Origin of the sequence: Devosia sp., from assembly GCF_028290435.1 — a bacterium.
In the GTDB taxonomy this organism is placed as follows: Bacteria; Pseudomonadota; Alphaproteobacteria; order Rhizobiales; family Devosiaceae; genus Devosia.
In genome coordinates this window covers 16,867-33,574 of sequence record NZ_JAQGJV010000063.1, presented here as the reverse complement: position 1 = coordinate 33,574, position 16,708 = coordinate 16,867, and the positions used below count along the sequence as shown (strand labels likewise).

The 16,708-nt window shown below is 64.5% G+C and carries 14 protein-coding genes; 2 read left to right on the top strand and 12 right to left on the bottom strand.

From position 1 onward, the window contains the following. Positions 1-68: 68 nt before the first annotated feature. The gene (gene infC, locus JWP26_RS14175; RefSeq protein ID WP_299728880.1) at positions 69-605 is read right to left on the bottom strand and encodes a translation initiation factor IF-3; all 537 of its coding nucleotides are present in this window, start codon (positions 603-605) and stop codon (positions 69-71) included. 174 nt (positions 606-779) lie between these two features. Here infC and JWP26_RS14170 point away from each other — a divergent pair, with 174 nt between their 5' ends. After that, positions 780-1,553, top strand: coding sequence for an alpha/beta hydrolase (locus JWP26_RS14170; protein WP_299728817.1), 774 nt, complete (start codon positions 780-782; stop codon positions 1,551-1,553). A 150-nt stretch (positions 1,554-1,703) separates the two neighbouring features. On the opposite strand, the gene JWP26_RS14165 is transcribed toward JWP26_RS14170, so the two are convergent. From JWP26_RS14165 to JWP26_RS14150, 4 genes are read right to left on the bottom strand one after another with little or no spacing between them, the layout of a single operon-like run. Beyond that, positions 1,704-2,360, bottom strand: a complete 657-nt coding sequence (locus JWP26_RS14165) for a GNAT family protein (protein ID WP_299728814.1) — start codon at positions 2,358-2,360, stop codon at positions 1,704-1,706. Further along, positions 2,357-3,223, bottom strand: a complete 867-nt coding sequence (locus tag JWP26_RS14160; RefSeq protein ID WP_299728811.1) for an NAD-dependent epimerase/dehydratase family protein — start codon at positions 3,221-3,223, stop codon at positions 2,357-2,359. Before JWP26_RS14160 ends, JWP26_RS14165 begins: the two co-directional genes overlap by 4 nt. Next, on the bottom strand, positions 3,223-4,356 hold the full coding sequence (queG, locus tag JWP26_RS14155) for a tRNA epoxyqueuosine(34) reductase QueG (RefSeq protein WP_299728808.1): 1,134 nt from the start codon (positions 4,354-4,356) through the stop codon (positions 3,223-3,225). Before queG ends, JWP26_RS14160 begins: the two co-directional genes overlap by 1 nt. 20 nt (positions 4,357-4,376) lie before the next feature. Further along, positions 4,377-5,054 (bottom strand): glutathione S-transferase family protein, encoded by a 678-nt coding sequence (locus JWP26_RS14150; RefSeq protein ID WP_299728805.1) that lies wholly within the window; start codon positions 5,052-5,054, stop codon positions 4,377-4,379. Positions 5,055-5,189: 135 nt separating this feature from the next. Between JWP26_RS14150 and JWP26_RS14145 the strand changes: the two genes are divergently transcribed. After that, positions 5,190-5,996: an undecaprenyl-diphosphate phosphatase gene (locus JWP26_RS14145; protein WP_299728803.1), complete on the top strand. Its 807-nt coding sequence runs from the start codon at positions 5,190-5,192 to the stop codon at positions 5,994-5,996. 158 nt (positions 5,997-6,154) lie between these two features. On the opposite strand, the gene JWP26_RS14140 is transcribed toward JWP26_RS14145, so the two are convergent. The 7 genes from JWP26_RS14140 to JWP26_RS14110 all read right to left on the bottom strand — a co-directional run bounded on the left by JWP26_RS14140 (position 6,155) and on the right by JWP26_RS14110 (position 16,630). Continuing rightward, positions 6,155-6,790: an outer-membrane lipoprotein carrier protein LolA gene (locus JWP26_RS14140; protein WP_299728801.1), complete on the bottom strand. Its 636-nt coding sequence runs from the start codon at positions 6,788-6,790 to the stop codon at positions 6,155-6,157. A gap of 96 nt (positions 6,791-6,886) precedes the next feature. Further along, positions 6,887-8,557, bottom strand: coding sequence for a glycoside hydrolase family 3 N-terminal domain-containing protein (locus JWP26_RS14135; RefSeq protein ID WP_299728799.1), 1,671 nt, complete (start codon positions 8,555-8,557; stop codon positions 6,887-6,889). A 65-nt stretch (positions 8,558-8,622) separates the two neighbouring features. After that, positions 8,623-8,946: a thioredoxin gene (gene trxA / locus JWP26_RS14130; RefSeq protein ID WP_299728796.1), complete on the bottom strand. Its 324-nt coding sequence runs from the start codon at positions 8,944-8,946 to the stop codon at positions 8,623-8,625. A gap of 159 nt (positions 8,947-9,105) precedes the next feature. Then, a complete protein-coding gene (gene trxA, locus JWP26_RS14125) occupies positions 9,106-9,429 on the bottom strand; it encodes a thioredoxin (RefSeq protein WP_299728793.1) in 324 nt (107 codons plus the stop codon). An 81-nt stretch (positions 9,430-9,510) separates the two neighbouring features. Then, a complete protein-coding gene (addA, locus tag JWP26_RS14120) occupies positions 9,511-12,945 on the bottom strand; it encodes a double-strand break repair helicase AddA (protein WP_299728791.1) in 3,435 nt (1,144 codons plus the stop codon). Beyond that, complete coding sequence (addB, locus tag JWP26_RS14115) at positions 12,942-15,941, bottom strand: double-strand break repair protein AddB (protein WP_299728789.1); 3,000 nt, start codon at positions 15,939-15,941, stop codon at positions 12,942-12,944. Before addB ends, addA begins: the two co-directional genes overlap by 4 nt. Continuing rightward, a complete protein-coding gene (locus JWP26_RS14110) occupies positions 15,938-16,630 on the bottom strand; it encodes a nucleotidyltransferase family protein (RefSeq protein WP_299728786.1) in 693 nt (230 codons plus the stop codon). The genes addB and JWP26_RS14110 overlap by 4 nt, the downstream gene beginning before the upstream one ends. Between the last annotated feature and the right edge of the window lie 78 nt (positions 16,631-16,708).

Below are 16,708 nucleotides of genomic sequence, written 5' to 3'. Positions count from 1 at the left end.
GCCGACCATGCTCCCAACAAAAAAGGCAGGCCAAGCGGCCTGCCTTTCTCAATTTATGCGGCAAGCCCTTATTTGGGCGCCAGCACCATGACCATCTGACGACCTTCCGAGCGCGGCTGCGACTCGACCTTGGCCACGGGCTCGAACTGGTCCTTGACCTTGATCAGCAACTGCATGCCGATATCCTGGTGGGCCATTTCGCGACCGCGAAAGCGCATGGTGATCTTGACCCGGTCACCGTCATCCAGGAAGCGTTCGACCGCCTTCATCTTGGTGTCGTAGTCGTGGGTATCGATATTGGGCCGGAGCTGGACTTCCTTGACCTCGATCACCTTCTGCTTCTTGCGCGCCTCGGCAGCTTTTTTCTGCGCGGCGTATTTGAAGCGGCCGAGGTCGAGCATCTTGGCGACCGGCGGCACGGCATTGGGAGAGATCAAGACCAGGTCCAGACCCTGTTCCTGGGCTTCTGCGAGCGCGATGCGGGTGTTGACGATCCCGCGGTTCTCGCCTTCAGCGTCGATGAGCTGGACATCGGCACTGGTGATATCTTCGTTAGAGGGCGGCCCATCTTTCTGGGGCGCAACTGGTCTCATGGGACGACGAATGGCAAACGTTCCTTGTATTGACAAACCAAATGGTGAAATCGGCCATAAAATCGTGTTAGCGCAGGCATAAGTCAACAGGCAAACACGCACAAAATGCGCCCTGTTGCGCCTTTGCGCCCGCGCCGGGCCACCATTGCTGGTTAGGCTTTATAACATCGAAAGAGGCTGCCACCTATGCCCAACATACAAAGCGCGACGCTGACGGTGGGAACCGGGGACGAAGCCCGCACCATCGCCATGGAAACGCGCGACGGTAGTTCACCCGGGCTGTTCTGGCTGGGCGGATTTCGGTCGGACATGATCGGCGCCAAGGCCATGGCGCTGGACGCGCTGGGCACTGAGGCGGGTTTGGCGGTGACGCGGTTCGACTACTCGGCGCACGGGGTTTCGGGCGGAGATTTCGAAGACGGCACCATCAGCCGCTGGCTGGAAGAGGCGCAGGCGGTGTTCGCCACCACCACCGGGCCGCAGATCATCGTCGGCTCCTCAATGGGCGGCTGGATCGCGCTGTTGCTGGTCAAGGCGATGCTGGCGAACAATAGCCACCGCGCCAAGGGGCTGGTGCTAATCGCGCCGGGCGTCGACATGACCCATGAGCGCATGTTGCCGGGATTTTCGCCCGAGCAGCATGAGTCGCTGCAGAATGTGGGCTACGTGGACCGGCCATCGCAATATTCCAGCACGCCGTATCGCATCACGCGCAAACTGATCGAGGACGGGACACAGCACCTGCTGTTTGGCGGCGTGATCGAAACGGGATGCCCGGTTGTGATCCTGCAGGGCGGGCAAGACCCCGATGTTCCGCAAGCGGCGGCGATCAAACTGGTGACCCATATCCTGCACGACCCGGTGACACTGACGCTGATTCCCGATGGAGATCATCGCTTGAGCCGGCCCGAGGATTTGGCGCGATTGAAAGCAGCGGTGATGGGGCTGGTGGAGGGGTAAGGCCCTTCTCACCTCGCCCCTCCGGGGAGAGGTCGGCGCGCAGCGACGGGTGAGGGGGCCTTCCGCAAGCGCCTCACCCGGTAAAGGCCCCTCACCCGACCCTAAGGGTCGACCTCTCCCCGGAGGGGCGAGGTGAGGAAGAGTCGGTGCCTACCCCCGCGTCACCAGCTTGCTCTTCTGCGCCCCATCCGCATCAAAATTGTCCGGCGCCAGCCACCGCTCATACTCCGCCCGCAAAGCCGGCCATTCCCCGTCGATGATCGAGTACCATGCGGTATCGCGGTTCTCTCCCTTGGCGATACGGTCCTGCCGGAACAGGCCTTCATATTGAAACCCAAACCGCAATGCCGCCGCCTTCGATGGCGCGTTGAGGTTGTTGCATTTCCACTCAAAACGCCGATAGCCCAGATCGTCGAACGCGTGCCGGGCAAACAGATACAGCGCCTCGGTCGCCAGGCGCGAGCGCGCCATCGCTGGGCCCCAGTAAACGCCGCCAATTTCGATGGAGGCGTGCTCGGGAAAAATGCGCAGCCAGGCCTGGCGGCCCACCGCGCGGCCGCTGGCCTTGTCGATCACCGCGACGAAGGTCTGGTCATGCAGCAACGCGACGCCATTGATCCAGCTCTCGATATCGGCCTGCGTGGCGGGTGGATATTCGTAGAGCCAGCGATAGCGCTCGGGCACGCCCTCGCCGATGGAGGCAGCATAGAGATCCGCCGCATGGTGGATGGCGATGGGTTCAAGCCGGGCATATTTGCCGCTGAGGACGATACGCTGCGGAGCAAACTTAGCGGGCTGGACGGTCATGGTTGTCTCGACAGGCAATCGGCGAGGCCGTCGCGGTAAGTGGGAAACAGCAGGTCGATGCCCAAGGCGCTCTTGATTGCCGCATTGGAGACGCGCTTGTTGTCGGCATAGAACGAGCGCTGCATCGGGGTGAGGTCAGCACTGTCGAAGGCGACCTCTGGCGGCGGGGTCACCCCCGCCATCGCGGCCGCATGGGCGATCACATCCTGGGGCGGGGCCGGTTCGTCATCGGACACGTTGAAGGTGCCGTCCAGCTTCTGCTCCGCCGCCAAAGCGGTGATCCGGCCGATATCGGCGACATGAATGCGGTTGAACACTTGGCCCGGCTTGACGATACGGCGCGAGGTACCCTCGGCGAGCTTGTCGAAAGTGGAACGGCCGGGGCCGTAGATGCCGGCGAGCCGCAGGATGGCCAGCGGGACGCCGCGCTCGGCCGCATAATCGCGCCAGGCCTGCTCGGCCAGCACGCGCCGGTCGGAGCGGGCATTGCGCGGCACCAGCGGCGCGGTCTCGTCGATCCAGGCGCCGCCGAAATCGCCATAGACCCCGACTGTGGAATAATAGCACAGCCAGGCCAGGTTCGGCGCGGCGTCCAGATCGGCACGGTGATGGATCAGCGCCGGATCGCCCGCCTCGTCGGGGGCGATGGAGAGCACTACGTGGGTGGCGTTGCGCAGCTCGGTCCCCAGCGTATGGCCGGGCGCAGTGCCGTCAAAGATATGGGCGGAAATATCATGCCGGGTCAGCGCTGCGGCGCCTTCCTTCGTGCGCGAGGTGCCGGCGATGACGGCGGAGGGATCATGCGCAAAAATGGCCCGCGCCGCGGCCTGCGACGAAAAACCCATGCCGAAAAAGAAAAACATCAGAGGTCCGCGGTCCATTCGAGACGGACGCTGTTGTGGCTTTCCCGGCCCAGAGAAGCAAGCCTTTGCGCATCGGCCTTGGCCGGCGCCAGCCGCCGCAGCGCCCAGATCGCCGCGCCGCGCACGAGCGGGCTTTCGGCCTCCAGCCGCGCCTCGGCCAGCGGCGCCAGTTCGGCATCCGCGCTATTGCCCACGGCGATCATTACATTGCGTAGAAACCGCGCATGCCCGATCCGCTTGATTGGCGAGGCGGCGAACAGGCTACGGAAACCGTCATCGTCCAGCCGCGCCAGATCGGCAAGCGCCGGCCGCTCCAGGTCGGCCCGCGCGCGCAGCTTGGCCTCACGGCTCACCTTGGCGAATTTGTTCCACGGACACACCGCCAAGCAATCGTCGCAGCCATAGATGCGGTTGCCCATCGGCACGCGAAACTCGTGTGGAATGGGCCCCTGATGCTCGATATTGAGATAGGCCAGGCATTTTCGCGCATCAAGCTGAAACGGCGCAGGAAAGGCATTGGTGGGGCAAATATCGAGGCACCGTGTGCAGGAGCCGCAGCTTTCTTCATGCGGGGTGCTGACGGGCAATTCGGCCGAGGTGAAAATCGCCCCGAGAAACAGCCAGGAGCCGAAGTCGCGACTAACCAGCACGGTATGCTTGCCCTGCCAGCCCAGTCCCGCCGCTTCCGCCAGCGGCTTTTCCATCACCGGCGCGGTGTCCACAAACACCTTCACCTCGGCGCCAGACCGCCGCGACAGCAGCCCCGCCAGTTCCTTGAGCTTGCCTTTGATGATCTCGTGATAATCGCGATTGCGGGCATAGACCGAAATCGAGCCGCGATCGCGTTCGGCCAGCACGGCCAGCGGATCGCTCTCCGGCCCGTAGTTTACGCCCAACAGGATGATCGAGCGCGCCTCGGGCCACAGCGCATTCGGGCGGCCGCGCCGCTCCGCGGTTTCGGCCATCCACTCCATTTCGCCATGCCAGCCCGCATCGAGCGCAGCTTTCAGCTTGGCCGGCAGATCGGGGCGGGACGTGGCCGAGGCAATGCCAAAACTGTCAAAGCCGAGCGCTGTGGCGCGAGCCCGCAGTTCGGCGATGAGCTTGTCGGTCGATGGAGGCTGCGCCGTCACATGTTCACCGCGTCACAAGCCTAAAAATCCAGGTCGGCATAGCCCGAATGCGGCGGCATCGCCACCACGCGGTCATTGAGCAGCGTCCGGAACGCCGGGCGCGATTTGATGCGGGAGTACCAGAGGCGCGTCTCGCCGGCCTTGCCCCAGTCGATATCGCCCAGATAGTCGAGCGTGGACAAGTGCGCCGCTAGGGCGAAATCGGCCAGGGTCAGGCTATTGCCGGCGAGCCACTGGCGGGTGGCGAACAGCCAGTTGAAATAGAGCATGTGCTCGTTGAGATTGGCCTTGGCCACACGCAGTACCGACGGCTCGGGGGTGGCGCCGCGCTGGTCGCGCTTGACGATCTTTTCTTCGAGGATGTAGCGGGTCACCTCGTCATTGAGCTTGAAAATCACCCATTCCATCAGCCGCCACATCTCGGCGCGCGCCGGGGCGCTGGATGGGATCAGGCCTTCGACCACGCTTGGCGTGTACTGCTCCTCGATGGCGTGGATGACGGCCAGCAGGCCCACCACCGGTGCATCATGCTCGCCCATCATGATGGGCAGGGTGGCGGCCGGGTTGATTTCGAGCAGGCCCGGTTCGCGCAACCATGGCTTGATCTCCTCCACGTCCAGCGGCACGCCATATTCAGCGCACATCAATCGTGCAAGGCGGGACGACGGATCGAGAGGATGGTGCAGCAGAGTGGGCATTCGGCACGCTCTTTCTTACAAATCATTACATTTTGCCGCCAGCCCCAGCGGCTTCTTGGCGGCTCGCGCGAACCACGCTATGAGCGTAGCAGCCTACGCGGCGCCAAGCAGCCAGAATTAGGGGATCATCTGAACGTGGATCAAGGTCTTTTTGTGCCGCTCGTCCTGGGAATTCTGGAAGGGCTTACCGAATTCTTGCCAGTCAGCTCGACCGGGCATCTTTTATTGGCCGGTCATTTCTTCGGATTGACCCAGCCGGCAGCGTTTATCGTGCTGATTCAGCTCGGGGCGATCCTGGCCATCGTGACCATTTATTTCACCCGACTGGCGCTGTTGATCCGCGATGCTCTCACCGGCAAAGCCTATGCGTGGCGCTTCGCGCTCAGCGTGATCCTCGCCTGCGTGCCGGCCATCATCGCCGGCGTTCTGCTGCATGACGTGATCCAGGGCGCGCTGTGGGAATCGCCCGTGCTGATCTGTTCATGCCTCTTGGTTGGCGGCGTCATCCTGCTGATTGTCGACCGCATGCCCAAGCGGGTGATCTACGACGATATCTACCAGTATCCCTGGTATCTCGCCCTGATCATCGGGCTGTTCCAGATGCTCAGCCTCGTGCCCGGCGTATCGCGTTCGGGCTCGACCGTGGTGGGCGCCATGCTGTTCGGCGCCAGCAAGCGCTCGGCGGCGGAGTTCACCTTTTTCATCGCCCTGCCGATCATGATCGGCGCCTTCGGCTACGATCTCTACAAAAGCCGCGACCTGATCGACATGAGCGCCGGGCTCAATATCGCCATCGGCTTTGCCGCCGCCTTCGTGGTCGGCGCGATCGTGGTGCGCTACCTGCTGAACTTCGTCTCCAGCTACGGTTTTGCGCCCTTCGCCTGGTGGCGGATTATCGTCGGCGCCGCCGGGCTGGTGGCGATCCTGGCGTTCGGGAAGTAAGGGCGACGATCGGCCGGCTATCCACTAGCCAACCACACCTACCGGCCCTCCCGCGGACTTGATCCGCGGGCCTCCCGTCGTTTGTGCCGGGGTGAGAGTGACCCGCGGATCAAGTCCGCGGGAAGAACAGAGGGTGGTGGATACCCTGCATAGGACCCTTACCGCTTGGTCGAGGGATCCAGTCCCTTGTACGTCGCGGGGATCGAGAAATACGAGCGCGGGATATCGACGCCTTTTTCGACGTCATAGAGCGAGAACGTCAGTTCCGACCCGCTGGGCTCCACCAGGCTCCACTGCACCAGATCCATGGTGGCGACGTCGAAAATCAACGACACCTGCACCGTGCCGGCGGCGGTGTCGTCGCTCAGCGTCACGGTCAGATAGCCATCCGCATCGGTGACGTCGAGCACATTGGCGGCCAGCAGGTCGATCTTGTCGCCGAGGAACTGGCGCAGCGGGATCGAGTCCTGCGGATAGGCGTAATAGGTTTCGTCGGCCCGGTTGAGCACGTAAAAACCACGGCCCACCGAAACGATCTCTTCCTTGCTGGGCGGATTGTAGCGGAAGCGAATCTTGTCCGGCCGTTCCAGGAAGAACGTGCCCTCGGTGCGCCCGCCATTGGTGTCGATCTGCAGAAACCGGCCCACCATGGTGCGGATCGCCGAATTATGGGCGCCGATGTCGGTGATCAGCTGCTGCTCCTCGGGGCTCAGCGCGCGGTCCAGCGCCAGCGCGGGCAGCGTCGAGGCCAGGGCGGCAGTGAGGCCAAGCAGCAGTGCATCGCGACGAATCATGACTATCGGGTCCCTTGGTGTATCGGGTTGGTATTGGTCGAGCCTAACCTATGAGGCAATTGCGGCAACAGGTGGAAGGTTCCGTTCAGGCCCGGTTCAATACCGCGCCTGTTCGCTGCCGCAGAACGCATCCACCGGGCTATTGCCGGCAAATTGGGTGCGTCCCAGCAGCGCCTCCACCACCGCCTCCTGCAGCGGCTCCGCAGTGCCGTAGGCATTGATATAGGTCTTCACGCGCGGCGCGTCGTAAAGATAATAGGGATAGCCGAACGAGATCATCAGCGTCGGGATGTCGTGCCAATAGCGGTGCATGGCGCCGAACAGGCCTCCGGTCAGCTTCATCCAGTCGAGGAAAATGCTGCTGCGCGTGAGCAGCGTCTCGTCGCCGAACAGATACAGCACCAGATCGAAATCGCGCGGATTGACGCTCATGCCGGGCGTGTAGAGCGTCACCGCAAAGCCCTCGCGCTCCAGCCGCTCCGGCACGCTGAACGCCACCGGTCCGGGCGCCAGAGGCATGACGATATCGCCGGAAAACACCAGCACGCGCCGATGCCGCGCGGGGCTCAGCGGCAGCAGGTTCTGCGTGTCCTTGACCAGGGTCGGCACCCGGCTGGTGACCGAATGGGCGGTGATGGCGCTGCCCGGATCGCCGAGCACAGCGCGTGCCGTTTCCAGCTCGGGCGGCAGTTGCGCTTTGTGCAGGCCCAGCTTGGCCTTGAGCGCCAGGATGCGGGTAACGGCTTCATCGACGCGCTCCTGGGTAAGCCGCCCATCGGCGATGGCCGAGACCAGGCGCATCAGGTCCGCATCGGGATCGTCGGAGAATAGGATTACGTCGCAGCCGCTGGAGACCACTTCAGGCAGGGTCACATCCCGCGGGCCCCAATCGCCCAGCCCGGCCATGGCCGTCGCGTCCGAGACGATCAGCCCGTTAAAGCCGAGCCGTTGGCGCAGCAGCGTCTGGTTGAGCACGGCGCTGATCGAAGCGGGGCGGAAGGCTTCGCCGCCCGCGTCAGGATCGAGTTCACGCACGAAGGCGGGGAACGCGATGTGGCCAGCCATCACCGCCAGCACGCCGGCCTCGATGGCAGCGCGATAGAGGCGGCCGAATTTGGCGTCCCATTCGGCAAAGCCCAGCGGATTGACCGTGGTCACCAGATGCTGGTCGCGATCGTCGAACCCTTCGCCGGGCCAGTGCTTGACGGTCGCCGCCACGCCATTGGCCTGGAAGGCGGCGATCTGCGCCAGCGCGTGGCGCTCGATGCGGTCCACATCGCTGCCATAGGAGCGGGTGCCCACAATAGCACTCTTAAACGCGGCATTGATATCGACGACCGGGGTGAAGCTCCAGTTGAGCCCCACCGCATGGGCCTCGCGCGCCATTATGGTGGCAATCGCCTCGGTGGCCGCGACATCGTCGGCCGCCGCCAGCCCAAGGGGATTTGGCACGGCAGTGCCGAAAGGCAAGCTCATGCGGCTGCCTTCGAGGTCCGCGCTGACCAGCGGAGGGATTGCCGAGCCGGAGATCAGGTCGCGCGCCAGGCCGATTTCGCTCTCGAGATCGGGCGTGAACAGCCGCGTGATGCCACCCGGCTTGAAGCGCAAAACAGTGTCGAGGAAGGTTTCGGGCGCGCCGCGCACCATCAGCACGAACAATTGCGCCAGCTTGTCGCGCGGCCCCAGCCCGGCCAGGGTGGTGGACACCCAGGCCATTGCATCGTCATCGAGATTGAACGGCGCTGCCGCCAGATCGATATGTGCCATGCCTCGAATCCTCCAAAAGCCTAATTTTTCTTAAGACTTAGCAGAGGCAGGCGGGCTTGGGCAAATCAGGCGGCGTGGCTTTCCAGCCACTTGAGCAATTGCACCCGCGACTGCCCGGCGCCGACCTTGATGTCGACCGGCTGGCCATTCTTGAATACCATCAGCGTGGGCATGGCGCGCACGCCGTATTGGCTGACAATGGCCGGATTGCTGGCGACGTCGATCTTGACGATCTTGGCCCGTCCGGCCAGCTCGACCGAGAGCGTGTCCATGATTGGGTCCATGGCCAGGCATGGCTGGCACCACTCGGCCCAGAAATCCACCAGCACCGGCTCGTGCGCCTGCAGCACTTCGGCAGAAAAATCGGCATCGGTCACTTGGTGGGCCATGGTGTGTCTCCGGTTGAGGGAGGGCGAGACTAGGCTGAGTCGCGGATGCGCGACAGCAACGACATTCCAAGTTCGGCTGTCGCTCCGAACTATCCCACCTACAAACAAAAACACCGCCGGATCGCTCCGGCGGTGTTTGAAATTCTATTGGGCTAAAGCTTATGCCGCGTGGCTGGTGAGCCACTTGGAGAGGCCGGCCTTGGGCGTACCCGCGCCGATCTTCATGTCGGCAGCTTCGCCACCCTTGAACAGGATCATGGTGGGGATCGAACGGACGCCGTACTTGGCGGTGGTCGAGGGATTCTCGTCGACGTTGAGCTTGACGATCTTGACCTTGCCGCTCAGCTCGGTGGACAGCTCATCGAGCACGGGGGCGATCGCCAGGCACGGCCCGCACCACTCGGCCCAGAAATCCACGAGGACTGGCTCTTTGGAGTTAAGGACTTCCTCGCCAAAATCGGCGTCGGAAACATGTTGAGTCATTTGGGGTTTGCCTTTGGGGTTGAAAGCGACGGTCTGTGTGATCCAAAAGCTGGTGCGAGTCCAGCCACTCTTCAAGTTGTGTCACCGAAGGGTGAAACCCTCAGCAGCTTCCGCCAGCAGGGCCGGCGGCAATTCCATCAACGATTCCAATGCGGTCCACAGGATGGCTGCCCGCACCGTACGGCCCGGGAACAGCTGACCTGCAACCAACGCATAAAGTCCCAACTGGGTTCGATAATTCTGCGGCACCTGTTCGGGCCCCGCCGGAGGGGCCGCGTCGGATTTGTAGTCCACCACCAATACACTAGAGTCGTCAACGATTAGCCTATCGATCCGCCCGGCGAGTTGCACGAGCGCTCCGTCACGGAGCACATCGAGGGCGAATGCCACTTCGGCCCGGCTGCTCATGCCAAAGACATGCGCCAGTTCGGGGCGCGCGAGAATAGCGATGGCCTTGGCACCCACCGCCTGGTGCTGCCTGGGCAGGGCCGGCAATAGCACCGGCATGGCCTTGAGCACGACAACCGGCCACAGGGCCGGATCGAGCTTGGGCAAATGCTGCAGCAAGGCATGCAGCGCGACGCCGCTTTTGCGCGACGTATCGGCATCGGCCACCCGCTCGGCCGCGCTATCGAACACGGTCATTCCCGCGCTCACGTGGACCGATGACGGGCTGACGATCACCGGAGCCGCATAAGCCGGCAAGGGCTGCAGCGCCGCGGCGATATCGATCAGCGGCGCGGCATTCTCGACCGTCGCCACCGGCTTCGGCTCTGGCCGTAACAACGGATAGACCAGCGCCGTCTCCCCGCCGTCGGCATCGGCTACACTCTGCGCGTGCGGCCGCAGGGCGCCCTCAATGGCCTCATACCAGGTGCCCTTGAGCTGTCCCCCGGCATCGCGCCCGGCGGTCAGCGCCCCGGTGACGTAAAGCTCATCCTCGGCCCGCGTCATGCCGACATAGAGCTTGCGCCAATATTCCTGCTCCTGCTTGCCCTTGAAGATATCGCGCTGCGCCAGCGTCTGCGCCACGTGGTTCTTTTCCCCCGAGGCATGGATCAGCAGCGGCCCCGGCGCGTCCGGCAGCATGTAGAGCGGCTTGCTGACCTGCCGCCCGGCCGGTTTGCTGGCCGCATCGGCCAAGATCACGATCGGCGCTTCCAGCCCCTTGGCGCCATGCACCGTCATCACTCGCACGCCCGATCCGGCCTCGGCCAGCTCCCGCTTGATCGACACGTCTCTTTCGCGCATTTCCGCCACGAACCCCTGCAGGCTCGGCTGCTCGGTCTGCTCGTGGCCCAGCGCCAGTTCCAGCAGTTCGGCAAACACCTCGTCCACCTCAGTGCCCAGCCGCGCATGAAAGCGCTTGAGCCCGCCTTCGGCATAGAGCACCGCCGCGAGGAATTCGAACGGCCGCTCGAAATCCAACTGCCCCCGCCAGCGCGTCAGTTTTTCGAATGCCGCCATACATTCAGACAGCACGCATGTGTGCAGCGCCTGCCACAGCGTTTCATTCTTGGCCCGCGGCTGGGCCAACGCGAACAGCTCATCCTCCGAAATATCGAACAGCGGCGAGCGCAACAGCGCCGCCAGTTGCAGATCGTCGGCCGGATTGAGCAGCACGTCGCACAGCGCCAACAGGTCCAGCACCGCGATATGGCCGGTCACCTTCAGCCGATCGGCGCCCGGCGTCGGAATATTGCGCCGCCGCAGCGCCCGGATGATTTCCTGGAACAGCGCATTGCGAGATTGCACCAGGATCAGCACGTCGTCCGCCGTGACCGCCTTGCCGCGATTGGCCAGGGGGCGTTTCGTGGCGATCCAGCCGGCAATTTCGCCCGCAACGCGCTCGGCCACCTGCCGCGGGGCAGTTCGCTCGGCATCGACCGGCTCCGTCGGCCATTCGCCGGGCTGGATGACGCTGGCCAGTTGCTGCAACGGCGGCCATAGCGTCACCGTGCCGCCGGGCTCGGAGCGGGCGGTATCGTGATGCACCTTCTCGGTCGAGAGCAGCGCCTCCTGGATATCCGGCCGATCGGAAACCTTGTCCACCGCCTCCAGAATGCCGCGCAAAGTCCGAAAGCTGGTATGCAGCGGCAGCCAGGCGAAATCGCGCTTGGCATCGGCCGCCAGGTCCTTGAACAGTTGGCCGGTCTCGCCGAACAAAGCCGGCTCGGCCCCCTGGAACGAATAGATCGACTGCTTCTGGTCGCCCACCGCGAACAGCGATCGCGGCCGCTGCACCGCGCTGGCGCCACGGAAGAACTCATCGGCAATCGCTCGCACCACCCGCCATTGCTCGGGATTGGTATCCTGGCTCTCATCCACCAGGATATGATCGATCCCCGCATCAAGCTTGTATTGCACCCACGGCCCCAGCACGGAATTTTCGAACAGGTCGCCGAGCTTTTGCACCAGGTCGTCAAAATCCAGCAGCGCCCTTGCCCGCTTGCGCGCTTCGTAATTGTCGGAAATCGCGCCCACCACGTCGAGCACCGCCTCGCTGCGCTCGATCAGCAGCGCATGGCGTCGCAGCGCCGCCAGGTCCGCCAGCCGCTCCGCCTCCGCCAGCAACAGTTCGGCCAAGGCCGGATCGGTCAGGCTCACCGCCTTGACGGGGAACCGCGCCGGCACGGTGCCGTCGTCCTTGAGAAAGGCCCCCATCCAATGCGCCGCCGTCGGCAGGCGGACATTGAGTCGCGCCAGCCGATCCTCGAAGCGGTTGCCAATGGCCTTGGGCGGCGTGATCGCCAAGAGCCGCGCCACTTCGGCCGGCCCCACCAGCCGCTCCCCCACGATCATCTCGGCAATCTGCGCGCTGCCCGGTCCACTGTCGAACCCAGTCAGCGCCCGCAGCCGCGCCTTCGCCCCAGCGCGGTCGGCCAGCACGGCCTTGAGCTTGCGCCCATCGGCCAGAGCCGCGTCGATGGCCTCGGCGATGGAAAAATCGCTCAGCAGGCCAAATAGCGTCTCGACCGCCTCGGCATGCGCGCCCCCCTTGAGCCCGCTGGCCAGCACCATTTCGCGCGCCGCCAGCACCATGCCGGCCCGCTCCTCCTCCTCGATCACGCTGAAGTCGAATGGCACCGCCGCTTCCAACGGAAACCGGTGCAGCACCGATTCGCAAAAGGCATGAATGGTGACGATCTTGAGCCCACCCGGCGTTTCCAGCGCCTTGGCGAAGAGCGTTCGGGCCAGCGCCCGCAAATCATCGTCGATGGCGCCAGGAACCACCTTGCGCAGTTCGATCTCGAGGTCAGCCGGAGACATGGTCGCCCAACCGGCAAGCAGTTTGGACACCCGCCGCCGCATCTCGGCGGCCGCCGCCTTGGTATAGGTCAGGCAGAGGATCGATTGCGGCGCCACATTGGCCAGCAGCAGGCGCAGCACGCGCTGGGTCAGCACATGGGTCTTGCCCGAGCCGGCATTGGCCTCCACCCAGATCGACCAGGCCGGATCAGCCGCCTTGCGCTGATTGGCCTCGGTCTGGGGTGGGACGCGCAGCAATCCTCTCACAGCTCGTCCTCCTCGCCGTCGATCGCGGTCCATTCGGCCATGCGCGCCAGATGCTCATAGGCGCCGGCGAAGCGCTGGTTGGGCAGCGGCAGGATGCGCGCCAGCATCGGCGTATCGTGGAACAGGAAAACATCGACATGGCGCTGCATGCGCCGGCTGGCCTCGTCCGCCGCGTCCATCAATCCGAATTCGTCGGCCAGCGTAAAATCCTTGGGCACGAAGGCCTCAGGCCCAAGCCCGACCTTCACATAGGTCAGCGCACTGGTATCGGCCCCGGCGATCCCCGCCATCGCGCCCGCTCCCCCCATCGCCGCCTCCAGCAGCAATTGGGGCGCTTCGAAAGCCTTCATTATCCCGGGCGTCGGCGGCGAGCCGGTCTTGAAATCGATGATTTCCAGCGTCCCATCGATCATCTCATCCACCCGGTCGGCACGCCCGGTCAGCGTGAAGCCACTGGGCAGTTTCCACTCCCCGTCGATTTCGGCATGCCGCAGCCTGACCCGCTCATTGCGCTCGCGCTCGAACTCCAGAAAGAATCGCGCGGCGGTATCGAAGCGCCGCAGCCAGATATCGCGACGCTCCCCAATGGCATCGAGCCCCGCAAAGCCCTCGACCGCCATGGCGTTGAGCGTGTCCAGCGCCTCGCTCGCCATCACGTCGCAGCGCTCGATGACGAAGCGCGCAAAGATGTCGTGGATGATATTGCCGCGCTCGCGCGCATCGGGATTTTCGCCCAGCGGGTCCATCGGCCGCAGCTTGAGCACATGCTTGGCATAGACATCATAGGGCGAGCGCATCAGCGTCTCGATCTCGGTAACCGACAGTTTTCGCGGTCGCAGTTCGGCGCTCGGATTCGGTGCCGGGGGAGTGGCCTGACGAACCTCCGCCACCGCATCCAACTGCCGCGCCGCCTCCAGCCAGACTTGGCCCTTGGCCCGCATGGCCTTTGCGGCCTCGTCGCCCGCAAAGGCTTCCAGCCGCTGCACCAGCCGCGAGGCGATCGCCGGCCTGGTGCCCAGCCGCTCCGAATAGGCCACGATCACCGCGCCATTGCCCAGGGCCTGCGCGAAGTCATGCGCGGCGAGGCCCGATTGCCGTTCCGGCGGCTCCAGCCCCGCGGCCAGCCGCATACCCCGACTGAGCCATGGCCCCGGATCGGCCGGTTCGGGCCATTTATCCTCATTGAGGGCGGCCAGGATCAGCAGGTCCGGATTTTGCAGCCGCGCCTCGATCTGCCCCCAGATGAAAATATCCTGCCGCCTTATCTCGCTGGTCCGCACCTGAAAGCCCAGCATGAGCGCGGCCAGCACATTATCGAGCCCGCGCGGCGGGAATTTGAGCCCCTCGCCTTTTTGAGTCCGAAGTTCGATGGACCAATCGTTCAGCTCGCGACGGCCGGGCAGCTGCGCGCCGTCCGCCACGGCATCGAACGCCGCCATCAGCGCTGCGCCAAAGCGACCCGAATCGGTTTCGGATGTCTCCAACAGCACCAGCAGCGGCGACAGGGCCGCCTCGATGCGGGTGAAGAGGTCTTCAATCTGAGGCCTGTCCGTCTCATACAGCCGTTTGACGGGATACTTGGTATCCCCGCTAATATTAACGTCGAGCAGCCTTCTGAGACCCGCTAGCCCCGGACTGGCACGCTGCCCGCGCAGAAGGCCGAGTTCGATCTGGTCGGCCAGCGCATTGATCCGCTCGCGCTCCAGCCCGAACAGCGCTGCGCGGTTGCGCAGCAGCGCCATCAGGTCGACCGCGCCACAGCCATTGGCCGCCAGCGCCAGAATTTGCCGCGCCAGCCGTCCCACGGCCGAGTGAAACAGCGGCACGCCGGCCGCGTCATCGACGGTGACACCGAAGCGCCCGAGCTCGGCTGCGATGCGCCGCGCCAGATTACGGTCGGGCGTGATGATGCCCACCGTCCGGCGCTGCGCCAGGGCATCGCGCGCCGCCAGCGCCACGGCGCGGGCCTCCTCGTCCTCGGTGCGGGCGCTGATCAGGCTGACGCCATCCACCGCCCGCGCCAATTCGGGCGGCGTCAATTTCTGCTGCGCCCAGAGCGCCGTGTCGTCGGTCAGCGCCAAGGCGCGGCGCATGAGCGTGGTGCGCTCGGCAGCATCCCCGGCCAGCTCGACCACATCGCCGACGCCCGCCCCCAGCGCGCGCAACAGCTTGGCCATGCCATATTGCGGATGCCCATGCGGGTTCTTGGCATTGTTGAGCAAATCGGCATGGCCCTGTGCGGTCATGCCGGTATCGAAGCCGGGCAGCACGATGGCCCCACGCGGCAGTTTGGCGACGGCTGCCAGTAGCCGCGCCGTTGCGGGGATCGAGCCGGTCGAGCCCGCCGCGATCACCGGACGATCGCCATAGACCAGAGCGGTGGCAGCGGCCTGCCGGTCGAGCCGGATATTGCGCAGATGCGCGGCATCTGCGGTGTTGTTGGTCTTGAGGCGCTCCGGCCAGTAACCCAAGACAATCTTGAGAAACTCCAGTGTCTGCTGCCAGTTTTCCGCCAGATCGTCGGGCACGATGCCGTTGAGTTGGCTGGGACCAACGTCCTGGGTGGTCAGATCGTCGAGCAGTCCGCCCAGCGATTCCGCCATGCCCAGGATTTCCGCCGCATTGGGCGGATTGGCGAAGGCCTGCTGGCCCTTGGCGGTCTTGGCCCAGGCCGACACCAGCCAGCTCAGCACCAGCCGCCGTTCCAGCGTCGAGACCGTGCCCGGCAAGACCGGCAGGTCGAATGGCGGCAGGAAGGGTTCCTCGTCCTCCACCTCGCCCCCGAAGGTGCGGATATCGGGCAAGAGGCCATTGCCATGGCGGGCAAAATGCTCGGCGAGTGCGAGCTTGGCGCGCCGGGTGGGGACCACGATGGTGATGTCGCTGAGCCAGAATGGCCCGGTGCGGTCCCAACCGTTGAGCAGGGCGCCATCGAGCACGCGCTCGGCCAGCGTTTCGAGGAATTTTGCATGCGGGGCGATGGAAAACAGCGTCATGCCAGCGCGGCCTCGGCTTCAGCGAGGCCCTTGGCATCGCCGACATGGTGCCATGGCGCGTTGAGCGCCACGCCGAACAAGGTCTCGCGCTCCAGCGCCGCCTCGATCAGCGGATAGAACGAGAACGCGCCGTCGGGCGTTTCGGCGAACACCGATTTGGCGACCAATGCGACGCCGCCATAGATCACCGGCGCACCATAGTCGCGCGTGACACGGCCGAACGGATCGAGGCAAAAATCGTGGCTGCGGGCAAAGCCGGTGGCGCCGCTCGGATGCACGCAGAGCAGCACGATTTCAGCATCGCCCTGCTCGAATTTCGCGATCATCCGCCCCAGCGGCGCATCGCTGCCGGCCGGCCAGAACGCGTCGGTGTTCATGACGAAAAACGGATCGGCATGCAGCATGGGCAACGCATATTTGACCCCGCCACCAGTGCCCAGCAGCGTCTCCTCCTGGGAAATCTTGAGGCCGCCAGCGAAATGGACCAGCAACTGGTCACCCAGATAATGCGCATTGGCCACGAAGCGCTTGGCGCCCTCGTCGCGCGCATTGGCCATGACCCGCTCGATCAGTGGAATGCCGGCGACGGGCACCAGCGGCTTGGGCATGGTCTCGGTGATCGGCCGCAACCGCGTGCCAAGGCCCGCAGCCAGCAGCATCACGTCAGGGAATCGGGTGGTGGCGTCCATGGGGCGGATATGAGCGGGCGGGACGAACTATGTCCAGTGCGCGATGGCGCAGTCTGCCACCCTCCCCCTTGCGGGGAG

Excerpts from the sequence above, each read along its gene's own strand:
- JWP26_RS14170 (WP_299728817.1), top strand. The coding sequence starts at position 780 with ATGCCCAACATACAAAGCGCGACGCTGACGGTGGGAACCGGGGACGAA.
- JWP26_RS14165 (WP_299728814.1), bottom strand. The coding sequence starts at position 2,360 with ATGACCGTCCAGCCCGCTAAGTTTGCTCCGCAGCGTATCGTCCTCAGC.
- JWP26_RS14160 (WP_299728811.1), bottom strand. The coding sequence starts at position 3,223 with ATGTTTTTCTTTTTCGGCATGGGTTTTTCGTCGCAGGCCGCGGCGCGG.
- JWP26_RS14150 (WP_299728805.1), bottom strand. The coding sequence starts at position 5,054 with ATGCCCACTCTGCTGCACCATCCTCTCGATCCGTCGTCCCGCCTTGCA.
- JWP26_RS14140 (WP_299728801.1), bottom strand. The coding sequence starts at position 6,790 with ATGATTCGTCGCGATGCACTGCTGCTTGGCCTCACTGCCGCCCTGGCC.
- JWP26_RS14135 (WP_299728799.1), bottom strand. The coding sequence starts at position 8,557 with ATGGCACATATCGATCTGGCGGCAGCGCCGTTCAATCTCGATGACGAT.
- trxA (WP_299728796.1), bottom strand. The coding sequence starts at position 8,946 with ATGGCCCACCAAGTGACCGATGCCGATTTTTCTGCCGAAGTGCTGCAG.
- trxA (WP_299728793.1), bottom strand. The coding sequence starts at position 9,429 with ATGACTCAACATGTTTCCGACGCCGATTTTGGCGAGGAAGTCCTTAAC.
- addB (WP_299728789.1), bottom strand. The coding sequence starts at position 15,941 with ATGACGCTGTTTTCCATCGCCCCGCATGCAAAATTCCTCGAAACGCTG.
- JWP26_RS14110 (WP_299728786.1), bottom strand. The coding sequence starts at position 16,630 with ATGGACGCCACCACCCGATTCCCTGACGTGATGCTGCTGGCTGCGGGC.